This window comes from Thiohalomonas denitrificans (genome assembly GCF_900102855.1).
GTDB classification, from domain to species: domain Bacteria; phylum Pseudomonadota; class Gammaproteobacteria; order Thiohalomonadales; family Thiohalomonadaceae; genus Thiohalomonas; species Thiohalomonas denitrificans.
On the sequence record NZ_FMWD01000005.1, the window covers coordinates 273,268 to 293,032 of the forward strand.

The following is a 19,765-nucleotide window of genomic DNA, read 5'->3' on the forward strand; positions in this document are numbered from 1 at the left end:
ACTTCCGACGTAGAATGCCGCCATGTCAGATGATACCGAACGCCTGCAGCGCCTCCTGGGCCGCGCCGACCTGCGCTGGCTGCTCGCTGCGGTGCGCCGGCGTCTCGAACGCGGCGGCGGCGACCGATTGTCGGTGTCCGGGCTGGAGCCCCCGCAACGCGCCGCCGCCGAGGCCCTGTTCGGACGGCGGGCGGGCACCGGGCGCAGCTTCAGCTTTCGGCTGCCGGAGCTGGAGGCGATACTCCAGAGGGCTGGAGCGGCCAGGGACCTGGTTGGCGCCATCGAACGGCTCACCGGACCGCTGGTCGACCATAGGGCCGAACAAGCCAGAGCGCGGGGAGCGTGGGACGCGGTATTCGCTGCTGCCGAGTCGTGGACCAAAGAGCGCGGCCTTGAGCGTTGGCTGGACGACCTGCGCCGCAACGGCCTGCTGAAGCGGCTCGCCGAGGGCGAACCGTCCACCGCCGAGCGGCTGCTCAATGAGTCGCGCCGGGTGATCGAACGCCTACCTTCCCATGGCGAGAGCCTCAGTACTCTGGCCGCCCGCGCCACCGGTGACGCCCACGGTCTGGACCCCGGCCGCCCGCTGGCCGCCCTCGTGCGGCGCGCCCTTCGGTACATAGCCGATCTGACCGCGGAGCCCGATGACCCACGCGCACTCTGGGCCACGGTCGGCGTCTCGGTGGGTGGCGCCCTTACCAGCACCGTCCTAGTACTCAATCTGCCGGCCTGCGGCGACACCCCAACCGACCGAAGCCTCGTACTACAGCGCGAAGCGGGCGAACCGACCTGGCTCACCCTCCGTCAGTTGCTACGGCAGCCGCCCGGCTGGCGCGCCTCGGGAAGCCCCATCCATATCTGCGAAAACCCCGCCGTTGTAGCCGAGGCCGCCGACGCCTTCGGTGCCGACAGCCCACCCCTCGTCTGTACCTACGGCCGTCCTACCGCCGCGGTCACCACCCTTCTGGACTCCCTTACCGCCGCTGGCGCCGAACTCCACTACCACGGCGACTTCGACTGGACCGGCATTGCTATCGCCAACGCTGTCATCAGCCGCTACGATGCCCTCCCCTGGCGCTTCGCCGCCGCCGACTACCGGCGTGCGGCCGAGACCGGCGAAATGCCACTCACCGGTAACCCTGTCATCGCCCACTGGGACCCGAGCCTCACCGATACCATGCGCAATACCGGCATCGCCGTGCACGAGGAATCAGTAATGTCCCTGCTGCTGGCGGACCTGGTCCGAATGCCTCAAAACGGTTCGTAACGAGCGTTTCTACCGCGAACAGCCTTGCAAAGGCGCGACAATGGACTACCGCGTGGCAGCCGTGGCTAACCTGCCGTGCTATTCACTCCGATCCCTTTTCACTTTCGCGGCAGGATGCCGCTCCCACAGCGGTAGTGCCTATATCTTGCGATATCATTAAACATAAGCTAACCGCTTTCACCAGACGCCGGTTGCGACACCGCTATAGCGTGGCCCATAATCGTTTGCATGCCCCATTCCACCACCATCGAACAAATGCGTGCCGCCCTTGAATCTTAAGCATCCGGCCTCGTTTGCGCCTATCTGTTTGGGAGTGAGGCACGCGGGGAGGCCATAGAGAGCAGTGACCTGGACCTAGGGATTCTGTACCGCCACGAGCCGCCTCCTTCGCTGGACGGCCTCGGCCTCGACATCGCCGCTACTTTGGAAGCGGCGCTCCACCGCCCCGTAGATCTGGTGGTGCTTAATCACGTATCGCCCGACCTGATCCATCACGTTCTGCGGGACGGCGTACTGCTGCTGGAGACCGATCGTTCGGCCCGCATCCGCTTCGAAGTCAAATCCCGATCGGAGTACTTCGACGTTCTGCCCTATCTGCGCCAATATCGCCACCGCCGTGACCCGAGCCATGACCGATCCTGACCTGCTGGAAAAGAAACTCGCCTTTGTCGAAACCTGCATCAGCGAATTACGGCGACTTGCCCGGCCGGAGTTGATCGAGTCCGATGTGCGCGAGGAGATTTCGTCGCGCATACACTCCAATTAGCTATTCAGGCAGCGCTGGATACCGCCTCTCATATCGTCTCGGACCTGCGCCTGGGTGAACCGGAAACCAACCGGCAACTCTTCGGGCTGCTGCGCGATGCGGTCGACCTACCGGATGCCTTAGCCGACAATCTTCAGAAATGGCCGGGTTCCGCAATTTGCTGGTCCATGGATACGAAACCATCGACCGCCGTATCCTACGCCACGTGGTGGAACACAACCTCGACGATCTGCTCGCCTTCGTCCACTCAGTACGCTCCCGTTTCCTGAACTGACCGCGGGCACTTGCCTCGGCCCGTTGTTGTCCCCGGCCTGATTATTCGAACCGAACCCCGAGACGGCCTTCTCGACCAGAAATGTAGGATGGGGTGAACTTGCGAACCCCATCGAGAAACGACCCTGTCCCGGTCATTGATGGGGTTCGCAGGCTCACCCCCATCCTACGGTTTTCCGGCAAAAGGGCCCTGGTCACCCCGGAAACGAAAAAAGCCCCGGCTCCATACAGAGCCGGGGCTTCCTGAATTGGCGTCCCCAAGGGGAGTCGAACCCCTGTCGCCGCCGTGAAAGGGCGGTGTCCTAGGCCTCTAGACGATGGGGACGGGTTAACCGTCTTACAAAAACGAACCGGGCTGCCGCACAACAGCCCGGTTACTGATTGGTGGAGCTAGGCGGGATCGAACCGCCGACCTCCTGCATGCCATGCAGGCGCTCTCCCAGCTGAGCTATAGCCCCGAAAAGCAAGGCGACGATTGTAGTGAAATACGGCTCACTGTCAAGTACCACAACCGCATGAGGTTAGTTGTGTCTCTTTCCGCGACTAACCACCCTGCTGTTCGATCTTGGCCCAGGAGTCCCGCAGGGTTACGGTACGATTCCAGATCGGCCTGGCTGCGGCATTCACCGTGGCATCGCGGCTGAAGTAACCCTCCCGTTCGAACTGGTAGAGGGCCCCCACCTCCTCGTCAGCCAGAGTGGGTTCCAGTACGCAGCCGGTCAGCGTTCGCAACGAGTCGGGGTTGAGAAACTCCTTGTAGTCCCTGCCCTCCTTCGCCGCAGCGCTGTCGGGACTCGGAACACCGAAGAGGCGGTCATACAGCCGCACCTCTGCCTCTATTCCGTGGCGGGCGGAGACCCAGTGGATCACCCCCTTGACCTTGCGCCCTTCCGGGTTGGCATTGAGAGTGGCCGCGTCATAGCTGCAGCGCAGCTCGACGATCTCCCCTTGCGGGTCCTTGATCACCTCATCACAGCGAATGACATAGGCATTGCGCAGCCGCACCTCACCGCCGGTCACCAGCCGCTTGAACTTTTTCGGTGCCTCTTCGCGGAAGTCCTCCGCATCGATATAGATCTCGCGGCAGAACGGAATGCGACGGGTTCCCTGCGAAGGGTCCTGGGGGTGGTTGGCAGCCTCGACTTCTTCGACTTGATCCTCGGGATAATTCTCGATGACCACCTTGAGTGGATGCAGCACCGCCATCCGGCGCAGGGCGTTGACATTGAGGTCATCGCGCACGCAGTTCTCGAGCAGCGTCATCTCCACCGTGTTCTCGGACTTGCTGACACCGATGCGATCGATAAAGTCGCGAATGGAGGCCGGCGTGTAGCCGCGTCGGCGCATGCCGGCAATGGTCGGCATGCGCGGATCGTCCCAGCCCTCGACGTGACCCTCGTCCACCAGTTGCGTCAACTTGCGCTTGCTCATCACCGTGTACTGCAGATTGAGACGTGAGAACTCGATCTGCTGCGGGTGACAGGGCGCGTTGATATTGTCCAGCACCCAGTTATAGAGCGGACGATGGTCTTCGAACTCCAGGGTGCAGAGGGAATGGGTGACCCCCTCCAGTGCGTCGGAGATCGGGTGAGTGAAATCGTACATCGGATAGATGCACCACTCTGCCCCCGTCTGGTGGTGGACCACCCCGTGGCGGATGCGGTAAAGCGTCGGGTCGCGCATGTTCATGTTCGGCGAGGCCATGTCGATTTTGGCCCGCAGGACCTTCGCACCGTCCGGGAACTCACCGGCGCGCATGCGCCGGAACAGATCAAGATTCTCCTCCACCGAGCGCTGGCGGAACGGGCTCTCTTTGCCCGGCTCGGTCAGCGTGCCGCGATAGGTGCGAGTCTCCTCCGCCGACAGATCGCAAACGTAGGCAAGCCCTTTCTCGATCAGCTCGACCGCGAATCCGTAAAGCTGCTCGAAATAGTCGGAAGCGTAGAAGACCCGGTCGCCCCAGCTGAAACCGAGCCAGCGCACGTCCTCCTGGATAGAGCGAACGAACTCCACGTTCTCCTTGTGCGGATTGGTATCATCGAAGCGCAGATTACAGATCCCGTCGTAATCCCGGGCAATACCGAAATTGAGGCAGATCGACTTGGCGTGACCAATGTGCAGATAGCCGTTCGGCTCCGGCGGAAAACGGGTTACCACCCGGCCGTCATTCTTGCCCGCAGCGATATCCTGCTCGATAGCCTGGCGGATAAAATTGGTCGGGGCGGTGGTCTCGTTACCCATACTCGTGGATTCCCTCAGTGCAGCCTTCACTTGTCTTCGGCCCGGGCGCGGATCAGCTCCAGCGCCTTGTCGATGCGGCGCAGGGAGGCTTCGCGTCCCACCAGTCTCAGTGTCTCGTCGATGCCGGGAGAGGCGGCGGTGCCGACCACCGCGACACGCAGCGGCTGCGCCACCTTGCCCATCTTCAGCTCCAGGGCAGCGGCCACCTGCTCGACAGTGGCGTGCAACGCCTCGGGGGTCCACTCCTCCAGCCCCGCCAATGCCTCCCGCATCCTGGCCAGCGGCTCCTGGGCCACGGGCCGCAGGTGCTTCTTGGCCGCTGCCGGATCATATTCGTCGAAATCGCGATAGATATACGCACATTGCAGCGCCATCTCGGCCAGCGTGCTGGTGCGCTCGCGGTAGGCGATGACCACTTCCACCGGATCGGGACCAACAGATGGATCAATGTCCAGCTTGCCGAGCTGGTAGCTCAGGTGGCGAGCCACATAGGTCGGATCGAGACTCTTCATATAGTGCTGATTCAGCCACTGCAGCTTACTGAGATTGAGAGCCGAGGCCGAATGGTTGATGTCGCAGATATCGAACAGGCGGACCATCTCCTCCAGCTCGAAGATCTCCTGGTCGCCGTGGGACCAGCCGAGGCGTGCCAGATAGTTGATCAGCGCCTCCGGCAGGTAGCCCTCCTCCCGGTAATCGGTGACGCTGGCGGCACCGTGGCGCTTGGAGAGCTTCTGACCATCCTCGCCGAGGATCATCGGAAGGTGGGCATAGGTCGGCGGCTCGACGCCCAGCGCCCGCAGGATATTGATTTGGCGCGGCGTGTTGTTGAGATGGTCGTCGCCGCGGACCACATGGGAGATTTCCATATCCATGTCATCCACCACCACTACAAAATTGTAGGTGGGACTGCCATCGCTGCGCCGGATGATCAGATCGTCCAGCTCGGCATTACTGAATACAACCTTGCCGCGGACCATGTCATTCACCACCACGCTACCTTCGGTCGGACTCAGAAAGCGGATCACGTGGGGCTCGTTCGGATCGATCGCCTGCCCGAGGCAGCGGCGGTCATAGCGCGGCTTCTGTTTCCTCGCGATCTGCTCCTCGCGCAGCTCCTCGATGCGCTCCTTCGGGCAGTTGCAGCGGTACGCCAGGCCCTTGTCGAGCAGCTGCTGCGTCACCTCTGCATAGCGGTCGAAGCGATGGGTCTGAAAAAACGGTCCCTCGTCGTACTCCAGGCCCAACCAGGTCATACCCTCGAGGATCACATTGACCGACTCGGCGGTAGAGCGTTCCAGGTCGGTATCCTCGATGCGCAGCACGAACTTGCCGCCGTGGCGTCGTGCATACAGCCAGGAGAAGAGCGCCGTACGGGCGCCGCCTATGTGGAGGTAACCGGTAGGGCTGGGGGCGAATCGCGTTTTGATACTCATAGAATCCGTCGTGTTTGGTTTGAGGCTATTTTTTGTCAATCACTTTCTGATCGGTCGCGCCATACGGAAAGCGCAGGTGTCCGTAACGGATCACCAGCACGGCCAGCCCGAGCACCAGCACGGCACCAGCCACCGCCAGGATGCGCCACCCATCCATCGCCTTCATGTCAAGAATAAGATAGCGCGCCAACGCCACCATACCGATGTACAGGGGCATGCGCACCGGGAGCTGACCGGAGTTCCAGTAGCTGGCAACCATCGCCACCACTTCAAGATATATGAACATCAGCAGCAGATCGGCCAGACGAACCGTGCCGCTCTCCACCATGTGCCAGATCTCCTGCCCGGCTGCCACAATAGTGGCCAACAGGATGATGAAGAGGCCGATGTCCTCGACCACCCCCACCGCTTGCTGGCCCAGCCGGCGCACCCCCTGCTTCTCAGCCATTTCCAAAGTCCCGATGGCAAAAACAGGAAGTATACATTGGAAGCGCGTACATCCGCGAAAACCCGACCCAACGGTTTGACCACAGCCGGCAGGATGTATATCATCTGCGGCCTTCTTCGGGCGGTTAGCTCAGCGGGAGAGCACTGCCTTCACACGGCAGGGGTCACTGGTTCAATCCCAGTACCGCCCACCAGAAAATCAGAGGGTTACAGAGCAATCTGTAACCCTTTTTTCGTTTTTGGGCATTTTTGGACAAAACGGAAGTTGAGGCGCTATTAGAGGAGATAATTCCTTGAAAGCCCGTGGCAACGGTCCCAGACGCAACAATGACATCTTGTTGCCGGCGTAGGGCGGATAAGCGTCAGCGCATCCGCCGTTTTCAGCCATATTGGTGGATGCGCTTCGCTTATCCACCCTTCCCACAGACAGGCCACGAAGGCCTCTCCCAGGCTGAGAAGGCGCGCAGGTGGTGTTCATTGTATGTGAGGCCCGATCGGGGCGGTCAAAACTCGAGCCGAGCCGGTAGAGATGCCTCATGCATGACGTACTGATCCCTTCCCCCTATCGGCGGTCAATGCCAGAAGAGTCGAGGCGGGAGGTGACACGGTCATCACCTCCCACCAGCTCCGCGGTCAGCTTGCGGGCATGGGCCAGCTGCTCCTTCGCAAGGTGATAGTACCGGGGATGGCTGGCGTCATGGAAAACCTCGGCAACGGCCTCAAAATCGGCAACCGCCTGGAGAGATATCTCGATGTCCCGTGTCCGCTCGGCCAGGCCCCGGCGCGCACTGCCCAGGTTTGCGCAGGTCATGGCCCAGGCGAGGGGTTTGCCCTCGCGGGACAACTCCTGCAGCGCATTTTCGTAGGCGGTGACCGCTTCGCCCAGAAAGCTGGTGTCATTTTCTTGCTCGCCGAGTTTGTGGAGTGCGGCGCCCAGGTTGTTCTGGATCAGGGCCCACTCCGCAGGCCACTGCTCGCGGGTCAACAGCGTCAGCGCGCTGCGGTAGGCGGAGACTGCCTGTTCCAGTGCCCGCGGGTCGCCGTCCTGCTCGCCACGCACCCGTAACGCGGACGCCAGGCTGTTCTCGGTCCTGGCCCAATCGAGCGGCGCCCGTTCCCGGGTCCATTCGGTCAGCGCCTGCTGATAGGCGGCGACGGAGCGCGCCACGATGGCGCTGTCGTGCTTGAGCTGGCCCAGGGTCAACAGGGCCGTGCCCAGATGGTACTGGGTCATTGCCCAGTCCCAGGGGGTTCGTTCCCGATCGCGCGCCTCGATCGCACGCTCGAATTCCGAGACCGCGAGCTCCAGCATGTCGAGGTCCTGTTGGCGCTGGGCAAGGAGGCCGAGTGCATTGGCAAGACCGTGCCGGCTTGCGGCCCACTCCATCGGTGTCTGCTCACGACTGCGTTCACCCAGGGCATTCTCGAACGCCTCCACGGACCGCTCCAACAGACGGATTCCTCGCCCGCGCTGGCCCAGGATACCGAGCGCATTGCCGAGCGCATGTTGTGTGGCCGACCAGTCGGCCGGCCGTTCGGATCGGGGGGCCAGCGGCAGCACGCTGTTCTCGTAGAGTTCGACCGCTTCTTGCAGGGCCTCGTCTTCGCCATATTCCCGGCCCAACTCATCCAGCACCGCGGCCCGCCCATATTCGAACTGCCACTGCATCGCCGCGTCGAGGCCCGGCACCTTCGCCACTTTGGCGTAGAGCTCAGCGGCCTTGCGATGAAGCTGCGCTGCCGCGGCCACTTCTGCCTGCCCGGCGGCGATGGACGCAACCCTTCCGGGTGTTGCGGCACTGTCCTGCAGGCAGTGCGCAAGGGCTTCGCCGAATGCCTGCTCGGCCGCTTCCAGCGAGAACGACGGGCCGGCCTGCAGTGCCTGCCGGGCAAGCGCTACCGCAGCGGCGGTTTCACCGGCCGGGAGCTCTCCTGCCAGATCGCGAAAGGCGTGGGAACGGAGGTTGTCGAGGCGGGAACACGCTTGTCGCAGCACGCCGGGCAGTTGCTGGCGCGTTGCGCCACTGGCCCGGGCGCAAGCAACAAGAGAAGCCAGCTCGGAGGCATCGAGACCCTGCTCTTTCCCAAGGGCGTCGATATCCTCGTGATGCTCTGTCGAGCCGGTGTTTGCACGACCGGGCTCGCTTGACTCGATCGTTGACATGGAAGCTGTATCAATGGGCATCGGTGCCTACCTTTTTTCAAGGCCACGGAGGGCACGGAGAACACGGAGAAAACCAATCCAACCACAGGGGACACGGGAGATTAATGCACTTCTCAGTGCACTCCGTGCCCTCTGTGGTTTTATGACTAGTCCACGATGTGATAGACCGGGGCCTTCTCCATGGTCCACTCACCGGATTCCGGGTCACGCCGCGAAACGGTAAGGACATGCCAGTTATCATCGTCCAGTTGCGGGTGGTCGCCACGGTAGTAGTAACCCGGCCAACGCGTCTCCTGGCGGAACAGCGTGTGATGAACGACACACTCCGAAGCGAGTGCCCGGTGCTTGAGCTCCCAGGCACGCTGCAACTGATGCAGGTCTTCAGCCCCGATGTGTTCCAGGTCTTCTTGCAGGATCCGCAGATGCTCCAGCCCGCGTTTGAGCAGGGGCTCGTTGGTCATGTAGTTGACCGTGATGCCGCCGGCATACTCGTCCATGATTTTCTCGAGGCGCTGCAGACCGTGGATCGGCAGGATATAGCTGGGCGAAACGGTACCGGCGACGATCTCGTTGCGTCCGATCTCGTAGTTCTCGAGTGGTTTGTAGATCTGTTCGCGCAACTCCTCGATCTGCTTTTCGGAGACATTGACCCTGTCGTTGGCGTGGTCCCTGACATATTTGACCGCCGCCTTGGCAGCGAGTCGGCCCTCGGTGAATGAACCCGAGGAGAACGCATGCGCCGTGCCCCCCAGTGCGTCGCCGGCACCGAACAGCCCCTCCACGGTCATCATCCGGTTGTAACCCCAGAAATACTCGTCGGGAGAGATATCCTCCGGTCCGCTGGCCCAGGCCCCGGAACAGGTGGCGTGGGAACCCATCACGTAGGGCTCCGAGGTGGTCAGTTCGGGATTGACGTATTTCGGATCGATATCCTGGGATGCCCACACGACTGCCTGGCCCACGGTCATGCCGAGGAAGTTTTCCCAGCCCACGGTCTCCTTGTGCGGATCCTGGAACGCTTCCTTCGTCACCATGTGGATGGGGCCGCGGCCGGCCGCCACTTCCCGTACGAAGGCGTGATTACGCAGGCACGTGGGAGTCGGGTGGTGATCGATATAGGGACCCACCATCGACTTCAGTTCGTCATACCACTTGGACTCATACTCTTCGCCGTAGGCGTTCTGCGTATAGGTCTTGAGATGCAGGAAGTAGGCACCGACCGGACCGTACCCGTCCTTGAAACGGGCCAGGACGATGCGGTTCTCCATCTGGGTCATCTTGGCGCCGACCTGAATCGGCAGCGCATAGGCCGAGGCACTACTCCAGGGCGCATACCAGGTCCGTCCCATCCCCTCGCCCACCGAGCGCGGCTTGAAGATGTGCGAGGCACCACCGGCGCCGATGATGACCGTCTTGGCCTTGTACACATGCAGATCGCCCGTGCGCACATTAAAGCCGATGGCACCGCCTACCGTGTTCGGCCTGCTCTCATCCATCAACAGGTGCGTCACCATGATGCGGTTGTCGATCTTGTCGGCGGACTTGCGCGCGGCCTCGGCGACGATCGGCTTGTAACTCTCGCCGTGGATCATGATCTGCCACTTGCCCTCACGCTGGTAACGGCCCGTCTCCGGATCGCGCATGATGGGCAGACCCCACTCTTCGAACTGGTGAACCGCGGAATCCACGTGTCGGGCCATGTCATAGGCAAGGTCCTCGCGCACCATGCCCATCAGGTCATTCCGTGCATAACGTACGTGATCCTCGGGCTGATTCTCGCCCCAACGCATGCCCATGTAGCAGTTGATGGCGTACAGGCCCTGGGCCACGGCGCCACTGCGATCGATGTTGGCCTTCTCAGCCACCACGATTTTCAGGTCGCGCCCCCAGTAGCGGGCTTCGTAGGCGGCACCGGTGCCCCCCATGCCGCCGCCGACCACCAAAATATCGCACTCTTCGAAAACCGTATTGAAGCCCATCAGTAATATACCCCCTGCTTGAATTTGGATTTATCAATCGTGGGTAAGCCCCCTTCGACCTTGAGCCCGTCGGGCTCGTGGCAGAGCAGCGGAGAGTCGAGTTCCTTCTCATCGGGAATCTCGTACTCCGCGAGCTTCGGGATCTTCTCGCCCCAGGGTTGGGTAGTGATGGGTGAGACGAAGTCTTTGATGCGACCATCCCGGAACTTGATACGCCAGGAGATGGTGCCCTTTTCCTCCTCGCGCAGTACCCGAACGCTGTGTCCCAGTGGCGCAAAATCGGCATAGCCCCTGACATCGATGGCGTTCATCGGGCAGGCCTTCACGCAGGAGTAGCATTCCCAGCAGAAATTGGGCTCGATGTTGTAGGCCCGCCGGTAGGTCTTGTCGATGTGCATGATGTCCGAGGGACAAATATCCACACAGTGTCCGCAGCCGTCACACCGGGTCATGTAAACAAATGTCGGCATTTCGAAATCCTCCAGATTTCCAGGTTTTTCGTTTTTGCTTAATAGTGACGAGGCGCTTCGCGCTTGATGCCAAGACCAAACTGTTCCGGTTTGTCCGCGGGTGGCGGCAGGTTCTGGCGGGAGCCGTCGGCTTCACCGAGGTGGCGCTGATAGGCTGCGGCCGGCTTGAAGAACATGTGTGCGAATTTCGACCAGGGCACACTGCCGAACAGTACCGTGCTGGCAATGATAAAGAGCGCGAAGAACAGCATGGACCAGAACCCGACACCGGCTCCGGCCTGCACGGCACCCCAAAGGATAGCGAAGGTCGTCGACCCCAGCAGGGAGAGGACGAACAGGTCCGCTCTGGAGACGCGGTACCAGGGATTGCCCTCGGCAGCCACATCCACACGGATATTGAACCAGAACCAGTACCCGCCGCCGGCAACCATCAGGGCGCCGAGATACCAGAGTAGCGGCCAAATGGCAGAGGTCACCGCGTCGGCAGCCGTAAAGACCATGACGAACGTGCTGATGAGAAACAGCACAAAGCCGTACATGGTCAGCAGGTGGGCAATCCTTCGCCTCTGATTGCAGAATTCACCGGAAGCCAGGACATCATACGCGGCAGTTTTGAGCGCGATGGACGCCTTTTCGCCACCGCCGACCTCACGGGTCCGCGCCTCCCGGGACTTGACGCCGGCCTGAAAGAAGTACTTGGCGCTTTTCTTGTGCATGACGTCAACCACCGTGCCAGCCACGACGAGCAGGAGCATGACAATCACATAGCTCTGCATGGCCGGCGGTGGAACTAGCGTGTACAGCTCAGAAAAGGGGTTGGTGGTCAGCATGTTTGCACTTCCTCCGTTGATCCATTTCACGTGCAGTTTGCTCACATCCGGAAGCTTGCTCTTACAACCCGACCACGAACGCGGAAAGGTTTCTTCCCAGGATTCCCAACATGTGAGTACAGGTAAGCATAGACGCCCCTTGCGTAAAGGTAGATATCGCCTCTTCTGAACTGGCCATTGAGGAGTCAGGGGGTGGTAACAGGTAGTAAGGGTGGGGTGTGGTGGGCCAATCAGATTTGTTGTGAAATCCGGGACGGGCCCTATCCGGATCTATGGGGGGATGCTCGGCGACCGCAGGCAGCGGCCATTTATAAAGGACGCTTTCCACAAACTACAGCCGGGACAGCTGTATCCGGGAAACGCTGATTACAGGGTGGGAAAACGGCAGGTTAGCGCGTTGGCAGATCCCTGGTCCGATCGGCTCATCGGCAGAATTTACGGGTTTCCCTCTCCCCCGAAGAGGGAGAGGGAATCCTTTGCTCCTGCCCGAAGGTGCTCACTCCATCATGTCGTTGATGACATTGCTGAACCAACTATGGGCATAGCTCACTTCCCGCTTGCGCAGTTCGGGACTGGCATTGGCCGGTGAAACGCCACCCGAGTTAGGTATCGGTTCGATGGAGTTATTGGCGGCATCCAGGGAATAAACCGCGGCAACGGAGATGCCGAAGTCTTCCCCGACGATGCTGTAGCAGGTGTTCACGAAGGTGGGATCATCCGGCTCCTGGCCACTGAAGCGCGCCACGATCGCCGCGGCAGCCACCTTGGCCTGGGAGTTGGCGGCGTAGGCCGACTTGGGCATCTTGGAGGCACTGGAGGCATCGCCCAGAACATAGATGTCCTTGTGCCGGCTCGATTCGAAGGTGCGCTTGTCCACCGGACACCAATCGCCCTCCACCAGGTCTGCGGCAAAGGCGATAGCACCAGCCTTTTGCGGCGGGATGATATTGACTACGTCGCCCTGGAAATCCTCGACGAAGGTCTGCAGGGTGCGGGTCCCGGGGTCTACCGCTTCGACTGCGCCGCCTTCCGCACCGCTTACCCATTCGATCATGCTGTTGTCGCTGCCGTAACCGTAGAGCTTGGTCCAGCCTTCGACATACAAACCCTGCTTGGAAAAGGCATCCTTCGGGTCGAGGATGATGATCTTGGCGCGAGGCTTGTGGTGCTTGCAGTACATGGCGATCTGCGAGGCGCGCTCGTAGGGTCCCGGCGGGCACTTGAACGGATTCTGCGGGGCGGCAATGAGCACTTTGCCTCCCTCAGGCATCGCCTCCAGCTGCCGGCGCAGGGTCAGCGTCTGGGGACCGGCATACCAGGCGTGGGGGATCTCCTCCGCAACGTTCTCGTCGTAGCCTTCAATCGCCTCCCACTTGAATCCGATGCCCGGGGAGACCACGCAGGCATCGTAGCTGAATTCTTTGCCCCCATCGGTCTGCACCGTCTTGCTCACCGGGTCGATACCCGACACACGGTCGATGACGACCTCCACGCCATGATTGCGCAGACCGTCATAGCCGAAGGTGAGCGAATCCAGCGTGCGGTCGCCGCTCAGTACCTCGTTGCTCATAAAGCAGGAGGTATAGTTAGGCTTGGCTTCGATGAGCGTCACCGAAAGGCCCGGGTCGAGCTTGCGCAGATACTTGGCGGCAGTGGCCCCACCCACTCCGCCGCCGACGACGACCACCCGGCGGGTGGCACCCATGGCCAGGTACGGAAAGCCCAGGGTCGCACCGAGTACGGCGACACCGCCAGCCGTTCGCATAAATGCTCTGCGATGGATATCAGTCATTTTCATTTTCCTCGATCTTCGGGTCGTGCTGGCTGCCGTAATAGTGGATGAGAGCAGGGACGGCCTGCTCGCCCTCCTCCGCGATTGCCGCATCGACCTTGCGCTCCATCTTGCGAGGCCACTCGCGCTTACCCGCCAGGAAGTCGGACATGGTGAACTCCAGGTAAGGCATCCACTGAGCGGCCAGGGTCCCGGCATCACCCGGGCGACCACCCTCTTCATGACACTTTTCGCAGTGCCTCTCGTGCAGCCGGGCACCCTTCGCGGCCAGGGCCTCGTCGTGGGGCTGCGGCCCCGTATTCAGGCGCTGCCGGGCGAAGAACCAGGCCATATCCTCGATCTGTTCATCGCTGTAGGCCTTGGCGATGCGGTTCATGATCGTGGCGTTGTGCTGGTCGGCCCGGTAGGCCTGCATCATGTCGATGAAGACCTCCGGGTCCATCCCGGCGATGGAGGGGCTCGATGGCCCCACGCTGGAACCATCGGTGCCGTGGCAGCCGGCACAGGTAAAGGCCAGTGCCGACGCCGAGGGCCCGGCAGCGAAGGCGGCTCCGGAGAGCAGCGCCAACACGGCCAGAAGGAGATACCGAATATTATTTGTCATGGTGTCGTCTCTCCTATTCAGTTCGGCGTGGTCATGACGCCGATCAACACCAGGGTCAGCAAAGCCAGACCGGCCATGATCAGCACGCTGGTGATAAACGACGAGGCCAGTTCGGCGCGGCGCGAGGGGCGCTTCACCAGATGCTTCTCCAACTCCCCGCGCTCGACGAGCCGCTCGTATTCGAGACGGTGGTCGTGCTTGAACTCCTCGATGGGGATCGCACCGGTGAAGATGGTGGTGCTCATCGGGAAGCGCTCGGGCCGGAAGTGCACATTAAAGAAGTGCACCGAGTTGAGGAAGATGGCCGCCAGCAGGGCCTCCTCGGCGTGGATCAGCGTGGCGAAGTTGAACACCGATCCCGGCAGGAGCAGTGCGGTCTTCTCCGGCGCGAACAGTATCAAGCCCGTGGTGCCGATCACGGCCGTACCCCAGAAGGGCGCCCAATAATCGAACTTCTGCCAATAGGTCCAGTGACAGAATTTGGGGCGGGGGCCGCGACCAAAGAACCACTTGAACATGTCCCGCAGATCCTCGAGGTCCTTCCAGCTGGGCAGCATCGAGGTGCCGCCGAACCACTCGAAGGTTCCGAGTTTGCGCTTGCGCTGAATGTTGATCAGCGCGATGGTCAAGTGAACCGCAAAGATCGCCAGCCAGATAATGGCGGCGGTACGATGGATGATGCCCTCCACCTGCGGACCACCGAGGAACGCCACCACTGCCTTCGCCCAGTCAGTGTGGGAGAACAGCAGGGTCGTGCCGGTGAGGATCAGGGTCATCGTGGAAATGGCAAACAGCCCGTGAATCCAGCGCCACGTCGCCGAGAAACGGCGGAAGTAGACCTTATCGGGGTTGTCGAGATCCTCAATGAAGCCCCGACCCTGGAAGCGCTCCACCACCTCGCGGAACAGCCACAGCAGCACGTGCAGCCAGAAAAAGGCGATGACGCCGATTATGAGCGCCTGCATGAAGCGCTTGGCGAACCACAGGCCCGGATAGTTCTCCGGGTCGTCCGCATCACCGTGCGGCAGAAAGGCCAGGAAGTTCGCGTTGGCACTCTCGTGGCAGGTTTGGCAGTTCTCCAGCCGGTTGTCGGCGTGGATCTCGGAGGTCGGGTCATCCTCACCCTTCACCCCATGGCCACCGTGGCAGTCGTGGCACTTGGCCGTATTGGTGTAGCCAAGGCGGTGCACCTGACCGTGATAGGAGGCGAAGTAGGTCCGCTGCGCGTCCTCGTGACAGTCGCCGCAATTCTTCGTGATTGCCAGTTTGGCGGCGTCCCCTTCGGGTTCCGTGATGGCGTGTGTGGTATGGCAGTCGGAGCAAACCGCGGCGTCGCTGTCGCCCTCCTCCAGAACCGCACGACCGTGGTCGGAATCGCGGTACTCGGCCAGCTCGTCTTCGTGGCAGCTGCCGCAAATCTCCGGATTCTTCAGCCGCTGTTCGGCGCGCTGCTGGCTGCCGAGCTCGCCGATGTTGTGAGCATCGTGGCAGTCGTAACAGGTGGCATTGGTCCGGGACTCGTCGAGCTTGCTCGGGCTGGCATGGACCGAGCCCATGAAGTTCTCGATCTCTTTATTGACCACCTCAAGGCGCTCGTACTCGGGATCATCCTTGTGCTCGGCCCACATCTCTTTGTGGCACTCGACACAACCGACGACCACTTGCGGAGCCTCCCGGTGTGGTACCCGATCTATGGTCGTGTGGCAGTCGGTGCAGCTGTGCTCGCCGTGAACACTCGCATCGAGCCGTCCGTGCTCCACGTAGATATCAACCGGACTGCCGTCATCACGGACATCCGTCTTTTGATCCTCATCCCCATGACAGGTCAGGCAGCGCTCATCAGGGATGATGCGCTCCCGGGTCTCGAGGTCGAAGTATTGCAGGACCCCCTCGACCGCCGGATCCGAATTTTCGGCATGGGCGAAAGGTGCGATAAAAAGCATGAGGGCGGCCGCCCAGAGGCAGGTCATGGCCACCGGTGCGATGCGTCTGGGCATCGTATTCTTCTCCTATTTTCCTTTGGTGGACGCGAAATTCGCGCGCCTTCGTATATTTTTGATTCGGACTTATTTGACGAGGTGCAGATCCAGGGAGTCCGGAAATACAACACGGACAAGCGCTGTTTTGATGCGGTCGGTAGTACCGAACGCACGACCGCGTGATCGCGCACGAAATCTGGCGCAGTGGGATATCGAACGGGAATGGTCCACCCTCCCGCTAACCCGCATGCCGATATGGCTGAAGGTCGTTGAACGGGTGTTACGTAGGGGCGAACAGAAGCTGCCGATGGTGTGGCCAAACGCCTCGACACCATGGGTTCGGGTAGCCGTCGCGTCGCCTTCCGGCAAAACGGACGGTCGCAACAAACCCAACCCGAACTCCCCGAGGCCGGCGGCCGGCGGGAGTTCGCGTTGGGTCAGGCACGGGAAATACCAGGCCATGCGTAGCTCTCCTTTGGTAAATACTGCCCCCCCCAGTTTGGCAACAAGCGGGAACACATTTTCCATGCGAGCTACTTACTATTCCTGACATTCTAATGATGACGAGCTCTTTGGTCCAGATCCCGACGACGCATTCTCAAAAAACAAGAACTGCGAAAGATTCTAAGACTTATTTTAAATTAATCGACTTCCAGTCAAAGCGGGAAACATCCAGTTACAACTTGAAACAACACTCCTCCTCGCCGCCTGTAATAATTTTACCGGGCCCATAACACCAATTAATACCGGAGGGATTCACATGAAAAAGTTTGCATTGCAGACGGCGGCTGGCCTCGGCCTGCTTTTTTTCTCCTGCCATACGGCGATCGCCGAGGAGATCGGTGTGCCGGCCCAGGGGGGGCACCCGGAATACCTGTTCCTGGAGAAGGTGCCGCAGGAGCAGGGCCGTGCCACGGCAGAGATGATCTCTCAGGCACTCGCCATCGGCCGCCTGGTGATCTTCAGCCATATGAAGAAACTCACCGATCCCGAGCTGGGCGATAAGGGGTTCACCGGCGATTACTTCGTCGAACAGTGGCTCGCTGCACTGGAACCACAGCTCATGGACGTCACCCCGGTACAGCAGCGTATTCTCGATAAGCTCATCTGGGCGGGCAAACTCAGCATCGACAACAATCAGGACAGGCTCAACGTGAAGGGAACGGGCTGGAAGCACTTCCTGCCGGCCAAGTGGGCCCGCGAGGCGGGTCTGATGTTCAACTCCCGTACCGGAATCGTCACCCGCCAGCCGGCCCGCAACTACCGCCATCCCAGCAACGCCCCCGACAGCATGGACAAGGCGGTGCTCACGCGTTTCATCCAACCTGACCATGATGGTAAGCCTTACGGCGAAGAGACGATGATGGGCAAACAGCCGGTCTACCGGTACTTCGAACCGGTCGAACTGATGGAGCCATGCCTGGCTTGCCACGGCAAACCCGAGGGTGAATTGGACGTACTGGGTTACAAAAAAGATGGTCTCGAGGCAGGCGACGTGATCGGCATGATCAGTGTTGCGGTTCCCATCGAAGGTCCATCCGGGAAATAGTGTAATACCAGCCGGGGAATACAGAACGGCGGTTCACCACGGGGCGCACGGGGGAACCCAATCGGGTTACCCGGGCTTCCCGTGGTCCCTGTGATTTATCCTTCCGTCCCCAGAGCGTGCCGTTACAGGTGCTTGTGAGTTGTAGCCCCGTAGGGTGGATAAGCGGAGCGCATCCACCTTATCCCAGGCTGTTGTTGGCGGATGCGTCTGACGCTTATCCGCCCTACGGATGGTGCTTGTGGGTTGCAATTGCGGGATGGGCGACGTGCCCTACCCACTAAAGCCCGACCTGTGCGGGGTTCTCCAAGCTCAGGAGATCTTTTCGGCCACTTTTCCGGCGTAATTCGGCAGACGCTCTACTGCCGGGAATAGCTCACGCTCCTCGAAACGTACGTGACGGGAGAGTGCATCGGCAAAGGCGAGAAGAACCCGGGGCCGGGGTGAAGCCAACCGGTCGGCCAGGTCCGTCAGTTCCGCGTGCTCGGCGAGCGTACGCTCCACCAGCATTTTTTCGCCGGCCCGGGCCAGTACCGGCAATAGCCAGTTTTCTTCCTGATCGAAATGGGGCTTGAGCTCGGTTTCAAACTTCCGGCGCACCAGGTCAGCCAGATTCCTTACGGACCCCGGTTCGCCCTCGTGGGCGACCCGGCGGGCACGGAGGGCAAGTGAAAGTGCTCCGTGGTGCTCTCGTGAGAGAGCGATCAGGGGCTCGGATCGTTTCATGAGATGACTCCTGGTCCAGGTTGCAGGCTATCTGGCGCTTGAAAATCGAGCGCGGCGTTGTGGTCAGGCTTCCAGCCACGTCGGCTGAAGCCGTTCACCATCGTTGAATGACGGGCACTTCTATAAATTCGTTATTCCCACGAAAGCGGGAATCCAGCCGTTGATTTTACTGGGCTCCCGCTTTCGCGGGAGTGACGAAAAATGAATGTTAGAGGTTCCCTGAAACGGCGCACCTCTTTCTTGACTATTTTACTAGGTCTATAAAGGAAAGACCAATACGCCCATCAGCAGCGTGCCCGTGTCAATCAGCCCCGGCCCGGTGCGAACGGTTTCCAACCACCTCGAGGTTTTCGTGCGCCTTCTCGTAATACTGCGGCGAAAGGTGCACGGCCCGGTCGAGATATTTCTGTGCCGAATCGAGATCGTCGTTGTGAAGCGACAGGTAGCCGACATTGTTGTACGCGCCGGGTTTGTCCGTCACACGCTGAAATGCAGCCACTGCCTCTTGATAACGGCCCGTCCTGGCCAGGACCAGGCCGAGATTGTGCCAGGCCCGCTCATATTCCGGGTCCCGGTGGACAGCGGTCTTGAGACGGGCAATCGCCTGGTGGTAGTCCCTGGAGAGATAGAGCGAATAGCCGAGATTGTTATGGACCCGGGCAGATGTGGGCACCAGAAGAAGTGCGGTTTCATACGACTCCCGAGCCACATCATGCTCGCCGCGCAGATCGGCAAGGATCCCCAACCCGTTGTGGGCCCGCCAGCGTCGAACATCGATCTGGACCGCACGTTCCAGCACTTGTTGACTTTCGTCATAACGCCTTGCGCGTAAAAGGGCGAGCCCAAGCCCCTCGTTGAGAGCCGGATGTTCGTTGTCGAACCGGAGACCGCTTCTGAAAGTCCTTGCGGCGAGGGCGAGGCGGTCCCGCTCCAGATGTATCGTCCCGATGCGCTCATAGGCAGGGATGGTTTTCGGATTGAGCTCAAGGGCCTGAACGTAACGATAAAGCGCCAGATCCCGATCTCCTCGACTCAGGGCCTTGTCGCCCCGGCTCATCGCCTCCGTGACGTTCTCGACAGGCATTTCCGTCGCATAAGCCACTTTCTCTTTGCCGTCATACAAGTGATCAAAAGATCCGGTTTTAGTCGACTTCGGAGTCGATGCACAACCGGCCATTACGACCACGATGGCAAAGATCCCCGTCATTCGAATCGCGTCAGCTGCTTTCATTTTTTTACACCTTT

General features: G+C 60.8%; 17 protein-coding genes, 3 tRNA genes and 1 pseudogene. 6 read left to right on the forward strand and 15 right to left on the reverse strand.

Annotated elements, in window-relative coordinates; all coding sequences use genetic code 11:
* The first annotated feature begins 22 nt into the window (after positions 1-22).
* The 4 genes and pseudogenes from BLP65_RS09785 (at position 23) to hepT (ending at position 2,307) form a co-directional block, all read left to right on the forward strand.
* Positions 23-1,267: a TIGR02679 family protein gene (locus BLP65_RS09785; RefSeq protein ID WP_092996102.1), complete on the forward strand. Its 1,245-nt coding sequence runs from the start codon at positions 23-25 to the stop codon at positions 1,265-1,267.
* A gap of 348 nt (positions 1,268-1,615) precedes the next feature.
* A complete protein-coding gene (locus tag BLP65_RS09790; protein ID WP_245688294.1) occupies positions 1,616-1,909 on the forward strand; it encodes a nucleotidyltransferase domain-containing protein in 294 nt (97 codons plus the stop codon).
* Positions 1,896-2,033: a hypothetical protein gene (locus BLP65_RS17195; RefSeq protein WP_245688288.1), complete on the forward strand. Its 138-nt coding sequence runs from the start codon at positions 1,896-1,898 to the stop codon at positions 2,031-2,033. Before BLP65_RS09790 ends, BLP65_RS17195 begins: the two co-directional genes overlap by 14 nt.
* A 32-nt stretch (positions 2,034-2,065) precedes the next feature.
* A pseudogene (gene hepT / locus BLP65_RS17420) lies at positions 2,066-2,307 on the forward strand (type VII toxin-antitoxin system HepT family RNase toxin).
* 248 nt (positions 2,308-2,555) lie between these two features.
* Here hepT and BLP65_RS09800 read toward each other — a convergent pair.
* From BLP65_RS09800 to BLP65_RS09820, 5 genes are all read right to left on the reverse strand, one after another.
* Positions 2,556-2,631 (reverse strand) — tRNA-Glu (locus BLP65_RS09800).
* A gap of 57 nt (positions 2,632-2,688) precedes the next feature.
* Positions 2,689-2,764 (reverse strand) — tRNA-Ala (locus tag BLP65_RS09805).
* An 85-nt stretch (positions 2,765-2,849) separates the two neighbouring features.
* A complete protein-coding gene (locus BLP65_RS09810) occupies positions 2,850-4,547 on the reverse strand; it encodes a glutamine--tRNA ligase/YqeY domain fusion protein (RefSeq protein WP_092996105.1) in 1,698 nt (565 codons plus the stop codon).
* 26 nt (positions 4,548-4,573) lie between these two features.
* Entirely contained in the window at positions 4,574-5,983 is a 1,410-nt protein-coding gene (gene gltX, locus BLP65_RS09815; RefSeq protein WP_092996108.1) for a glutamate--tRNA ligase, read from the reverse strand.
* A gap of 25 nt (positions 5,984-6,008) precedes the next feature.
* Entirely contained in the window at positions 6,009-6,431 is a 423-nt protein-coding gene (locus BLP65_RS09820) for a phosphate-starvation-inducible protein PsiE (protein WP_092996111.1), read from the reverse strand.
* Positions 6,432-6,549: 118 nt separating this feature from the next.
* On the opposite strand from BLP65_RS09820, the gene BLP65_RS09825 reads away from it, so the two are divergent.
* Positions 6,550-6,624, forward strand: a tRNA-Val gene (locus BLP65_RS09825).
* Between the two features lie 368 nt (positions 6,625-6,992).
* On the opposite strand, the gene BLP65_RS09830 is transcribed toward BLP65_RS09825, so the two are convergent.
* The 8 genes from BLP65_RS09830 to BLP65_RS09865 form a co-directional block, all read right to left on the reverse strand.
* Positions 6,993-8,615 carry a tetratricopeptide repeat protein gene (locus tag BLP65_RS09830; protein WP_092996114.1) on the reverse strand — a complete coding sequence of 541 codons (1,623 nt, stop codon included), beginning with the start codon at positions 8,613-8,615 and terminating at the stop codon, positions 6,993-6,995.
* A gap of 125 nt (positions 8,616-8,740) precedes the next feature.
* Entirely contained in the window at positions 8,741-10,573 is a 1,833-nt protein-coding gene (gene aprA, locus BLP65_RS09835; RefSeq protein ID WP_092996117.1) for an adenylyl-sulfate reductase subunit alpha, read from the reverse strand.
* Positions 10,573-11,043, reverse strand: a complete 471-nt coding sequence (gene aprB, locus BLP65_RS09840) for an adenylyl-sulfate reductase subunit beta (protein ID WP_092996119.1) — start codon at positions 11,041-11,043, stop codon at positions 10,573-10,575. The genes aprA and aprB overlap by 1 nt, the downstream gene beginning before the upstream one ends.
* 38 nt (positions 11,044-11,081) lie before the next feature.
* A complete protein-coding gene (locus tag BLP65_RS09845) occupies positions 11,082-11,873 on the reverse strand; it encodes an adenylyl-sulfate reductase (RefSeq protein WP_092996122.1) in 792 nt (263 codons plus the stop codon).
* Positions 11,874-12,369: 496 nt separating this feature from the next.
* Positions 12,370-13,665, reverse strand: coding sequence for an NAD(P)/FAD-dependent oxidoreductase (locus BLP65_RS09850; protein ID WP_092996125.1), 1,296 nt, complete (start codon positions 13,663-13,665; stop codon positions 12,370-12,372).
* On the reverse strand, positions 13,658-14,269 hold the full coding sequence (locus BLP65_RS09855) for a c-type cytochrome (protein ID WP_092996128.1): 612 nt from the start codon (positions 14,267-14,269) through the stop codon (positions 13,658-13,660). Before BLP65_RS09855 ends, BLP65_RS09850 begins: the two co-directional genes overlap by 8 nt.
* 17 nt (positions 14,270-14,286) lie before the next feature.
* Positions 14,287-16,266 carry a cytochrome c family protein gene (locus BLP65_RS09860; RefSeq protein ID WP_092996131.1) on the reverse strand — a complete coding sequence of 660 codons (1,980 nt, stop codon included), beginning with the start codon at positions 16,264-16,266 and terminating at the stop codon, positions 14,287-14,289.
* 69 nt (positions 16,267-16,335) lie between these two features.
* Positions 16,336-16,776 (reverse strand): hypothetical protein, encoded by a 441-nt coding sequence (locus BLP65_RS09865; RefSeq protein ID WP_092996134.1) that lies wholly within the window; start codon positions 16,774-16,776, stop codon positions 16,336-16,338.
* Positions 16,777-17,008: 232 nt separating this feature from the next.
* Between BLP65_RS09865 and BLP65_RS09870 the strand changes: the two genes are divergently transcribed.
* Positions 17,009-17,797: a Tll0287-like domain-containing protein gene (locus BLP65_RS09870; protein ID WP_092996138.1), complete on the forward strand. Its 789-nt coding sequence runs from the start codon at positions 17,009-17,011 to the stop codon at positions 17,795-17,797.
* A 309-nt stretch (positions 17,798-18,106) separates the two neighbouring features.
* Here BLP65_RS09870 and BLP65_RS09875 read toward each other — a convergent pair whose 3' ends face one another.
* Positions 18,107-18,520 carry a hemerythrin domain-containing protein gene (locus BLP65_RS09875; protein ID WP_092996141.1) on the reverse strand — a complete coding sequence of 138 codons (414 nt, stop codon included), beginning with the start codon at positions 18,518-18,520 and terminating at the stop codon, positions 18,107-18,109.
* Between the two features lie 301 nt (positions 18,521-18,821).
* The gene (locus tag BLP65_RS09880; RefSeq protein WP_092996144.1) at positions 18,822-19,751 is read right to left on the reverse strand and encodes a tetratricopeptide repeat protein; all 930 of its coding nucleotides are present in this window, start codon (positions 19,749-19,751) and stop codon (positions 18,822-18,824) included.
* Between the last annotated feature and the right edge of the window lie 14 nt (positions 19,752-19,765).